Here is a 3,397-nt window from a genome sequence, read left to right as displayed (position 1 = left end):
TCTTCAAAGGATCTCTCTCATGAAAGCTTTCACCTTCGCCCTGCTGACTATCTTGCTGTCACACACGCCGGCACTCGCAAGCGACAAAATACTGGAAGACTACATTAAAAGCTATGGTTACAATGACCGACTGGAGATGAAAGCAAGCAGCAAGAAGCTGCTCGACCTGCTTGAAGACGGCAAGGCAGTACTGGTCGACATCCGCTTCAAGGAGGAGCAGCAAGCCTGGGGACCAAACTTCGCCTTGCAGATTCCACTCAACGAACTCCCCAACCGGCTTGACGAACTACCTAAAAACAAGATCATCGTCACCGCCTGCCCACATAAGGATCGGGCGATTATCGCCATGACCTATCTGCGCTCAAAAGGCATTCCAGCCAAGTACCTGACCGACGGATTGATCGGCTTGGCGGAGAACCTGCGCGGCGATGATGCCCTCTACTTCCTCAAGCTAATGGAAGAAGACAAGTAAGCAAAAAAGGGAACACACATGAGCATCAAAGTAGGGATCAATGGGTTCGGCCGCATGGGCCGCTTGGCGCTGCGCGCTGCATGGGATTGGCCGGAGTTCGAAATTATCCATATCAACGAGGTCAAAGGGGGAGCCGAGTGTGCCGCCCACCTGCTGGAGTTCGACTCGATTCATGGCCGATGGAATAGGGATATTTCGTTCACAAAAAACTGCATTTTCATAAATAAGCAAAAAGTAACTTTTTCTGAACACAAAAATCCAGAGCATATTGATTGGGGGAAATTGGGTGTCGATGTTGTCATCGATGCTTCGGGCAAGTTTCGCACTCCGGAACTGCTGCAGCCGCACTTCGACCGAGGTGCGAAAAAGGTGATTGTTGCCGCTCCGGTGAAGGAGGGCGCGCTGAATATCGTCATGGGGGTCAATGACCACCTCTACGATCCGAAGCAGCACAAGCTGCTTACCGCCGCCAGCTGCACGACCAACTGCCTAGCTCCAGTGGTCAAAGTGTTGCACGAGAAGATCGGTATAGAGCACGGCGTCATCACCACCATCCACGACGCTACCAATACGCAAGTCTTGATCGACGCTCCGCATAAAGATCTGCGGCGGGCACGGGCGGCCAGCATGTCGCTGATCCCTACCACCACCGGCAGCGCCACCGCCATCACCCTGATCTATCCCGAGTTAAAGGGAAAACTGAATGGTCACGCCATTCGCGTGCCGCTGCTGACCGGTTCCTTGACCGACGCAGTGTTCGAAATGCAGCGGCAGGTCACCACCGAAGAGGTCAACCAGCTGTTCCAAGAAGCGGCAGATGGCGAATTGAAAGGCATCCTCGGCATCGAAAACCGTCCGCTGGTCTCCATCGATTTCAAAAGTGATACCCGTTCGGCAATCGTCGATGGCCCGAGCACGATGGTCGTTGACGGTAATCAGCTCAAAGTCTTCATCTGGTACGACAATGAAATGGGCTACGCCCACCGCATGATGGAATTGTGCAGAAAAGTGGCTACCTCGCTGTAGGGCAACATGACCGACATCAAAAACTACTGCCTCGTCACCGCCGCCTACTGGGGATTTACCCTCACCGATGGCGCGCTACGCATGCTGGTACTACTGCACTTCTACGAACTCGGCTACAGCGCAGTGCAGATCGCCTTCCTGTTTCTGCTTTACGAATTCTGCGGCATCGTGACCAACCTTTTCGGCGGTTGGATCGGTTCACATATGGGGCTGAAAGTCACCCTGTTCGCCGGACTGATCTTACAGGTTGTAGCCCTTTTCGCCCTCGGTTTACTCAATCAAAGCTGGTCATCGCTCTTCTCTGTCTGCTATGTCATGGGGCTGCAAGCGCTGTCGGGCATCGCCAAGGATCTGACCAAGATGAGTAGCAAAAGCGCCATCAAGGTGCTGGTCCCAGAAGAAGCGGACAGCGCTCTGTTCAAATGGGTGGCCGTGCTGACCGGGTCAAAGAACGCGTTGAAAGGAGCCGGTTTTTTCCTCGGCGGGTTGCTGCTAACGCTGTTCGGTTTCCGTTATTCCCTCTGGCTGCTAGCAGCCGGGCTGGCGCTGGTACTGATGGCGACCCTCTTTTCGCTACCGCGCGAAATCGGCATGGCGAAGAAAAAAACCAAGTTCAGCACCATCCTCTCGAAGAGTCGCGACATTAACCTGCTGTCGGCGGCACGGCTGTTTCTGTTCGGCTCCCGCGACATTTGGTTTGTGGTTGGCCTGCCGGTCTTTCTTTCCTCCAGCCTCGGCTGGAACCACACCCAGGTCGGCGGGTTCCTGGCCTTCTGGGTTATTGGTTACGGTGGCGTGCAGGCGCTGACCCCCAAATTGCTGAAAAACATATTGGGTGCCGGGACACCTAGCGGCGGGACTGCCAGTGCCGGAGCTTTTGCCCTTGCCGGCCTGACAACACTGATCGCATTCGGTGTTGCGGCGGAGCTTTCCCCATGGCTGACCGTGGTAACCGGGTTGGCACTTTTCGGATTGATTTTCGCCATCAACTCCTCAGTCCACTCCTACCTGATCCTTGCCTACACCGAAGCGGATCAAGCAGCGCTCAACGTCGGTTTCTACTACATGGCCAACGCGACCGGTCGCTTAGCCGGCACGCTATTGTCAGGCGTAGTCTTTCAACTGGCGGGGTTAATCGGCTGTCTCTGGGCGTCTGCCGGGTTTGTGCTCATCGCGGCAGGAATATCTTTGTTGCTAAAGCGATAATCTCTGCTTGTTTTTCTTGGCAACAGAAGCAAAAAAATTTATTCTTTTGCGACAAGAATGCAGCTACTCAAAGTCACGATATCAAGCAGAGCAAGTCACCTACAGTCATTGTTCCGATTGACTAATACAAAGAATTAAGGTGAATATTCAAGCCTCTTCGCCACCCTAGCTCAGTTGGTAGAGCAGTTCACTCGTAATGATCAGGTCGTCGGTTCAAATCCGATGGGTGGCTCCAGTAATAAAAAGGACTTAGGGACATTTCCCCTAAGTCCTTTTTTGTTCTGTATGATAAATACTTTGATACAATCCACCTAAATAACATCTCCTCCCCTACCCCCACAAAGTCCCGCATCATTTTTCAATTTACCAACCGACCCAAAGGAGCAAACTCGATGAAACCTCTTCCAAGCTACCGTGAGAATGGTTGCATCAATAGACAATACAAAGAAATCTTTCCAAACGGGAATCGGATAGAAATCAGCGAACTTGACCCTCTTTATTTCGTGACGGCATATAACCCCGAAGGTTGCAAGCTAGAGGAAGTGTCTTTTGTTTTGGCAAGTGAAGCACTTGATTTGACCATTCTGAGGACAATGTTTGATAAGTTTGATTTTATGAGTATCTCGACCTAAGAATAGTCAAGTACCGAACAAGCTGCCTTCCACAGGAGAGCCGGATGCGTTTTTTTTATAT

At 52.1% G+C, this 3,397-nt stretch carries 4 protein-coding genes and 1 tRNA gene; all 5 read left to right on the top strand.

Features of this window, described 5'->3' with window-relative positions; translation table 11 throughout:
* Positions 1–472 (top strand): rhodanese-like domain-containing protein (locus Q7J88_RS04990; RefSeq protein ID WP_303721050.1); only part of this gene is annotated, 472 nt, incomplete at its 5' end.
* Positions 473–490: 18 nt separating this feature from the next.
* Complete coding sequence (locus Q7J88_RS04985) at positions 491–1,498, top strand: ArsJ-associated glyceraldehyde-3-phosphate dehydrogenase (RefSeq protein WP_303721049.1); 1,008 nt, start codon at positions 491–493, stop codon at positions 1,496–1,498.
* Positions 1,499–1,504: 6 nt separating this feature from the next.
* A complete protein-coding gene (gene arsJ / locus Q7J88_RS04980) occupies positions 1,505–2,704 on the top strand; it encodes an organoarsenical effux MFS transporter ArsJ (RefSeq protein ID WP_303721048.1) in 1,200 nt (399 codons plus the stop codon).
* A gap of 159 nt (positions 2,705–2,863) precedes the next feature.
* A tRNA-Thr gene (locus tag Q7J88_RS04975) sits at positions 2,864–2,939 on the top strand.
* Between the two features lie 157 nt (positions 2,940–3,096).
* On the top strand, positions 3,097–3,336 hold the full coding sequence (locus Q7J88_RS04970; protein WP_303721047.1) for a hypothetical protein: 240 nt from the start codon (positions 3,097–3,099) through the stop codon (positions 3,334–3,336).
* The last annotated feature ends 61 nt before the right edge of the window (positions 3,337–3,397 follow it).

It is taken from the genome of Malonomonas rubra, assembly GCF_003247215.1.
Lineage (GTDB): Bacteria > Desulfobacterota > Desulfuromonadia > Desulfuromonadales > Geopsychrobacteraceae > Malonomonas > Malonomonas rubra_A.
This window is presented reverse-complemented; position numbering and strand designations above follow the sequence as displayed.

Excerpts from the sequence above, each read along its gene's own strand:
- Q7J88_RS04985 (WP_303721049.1), top strand. The coding sequence starts at position 491 with ATGAGCATCAAAGTAGGGATCAATGGGTTCGGCCGCATGGGCCGCTTG.
- arsJ (WP_303721048.1), top strand. The coding sequence starts at position 1,505 with ATGACCGACATCAAAAACTACTGCCTCGTCACCGCCGCCTACTGGGGA.
- Q7J88_RS04970 (WP_303721047.1), top strand. The coding sequence starts at position 3,097 with ATGAAACCTCTTCCAAGCTACCGTGAGAATGGTTGCATCAATAGACAA.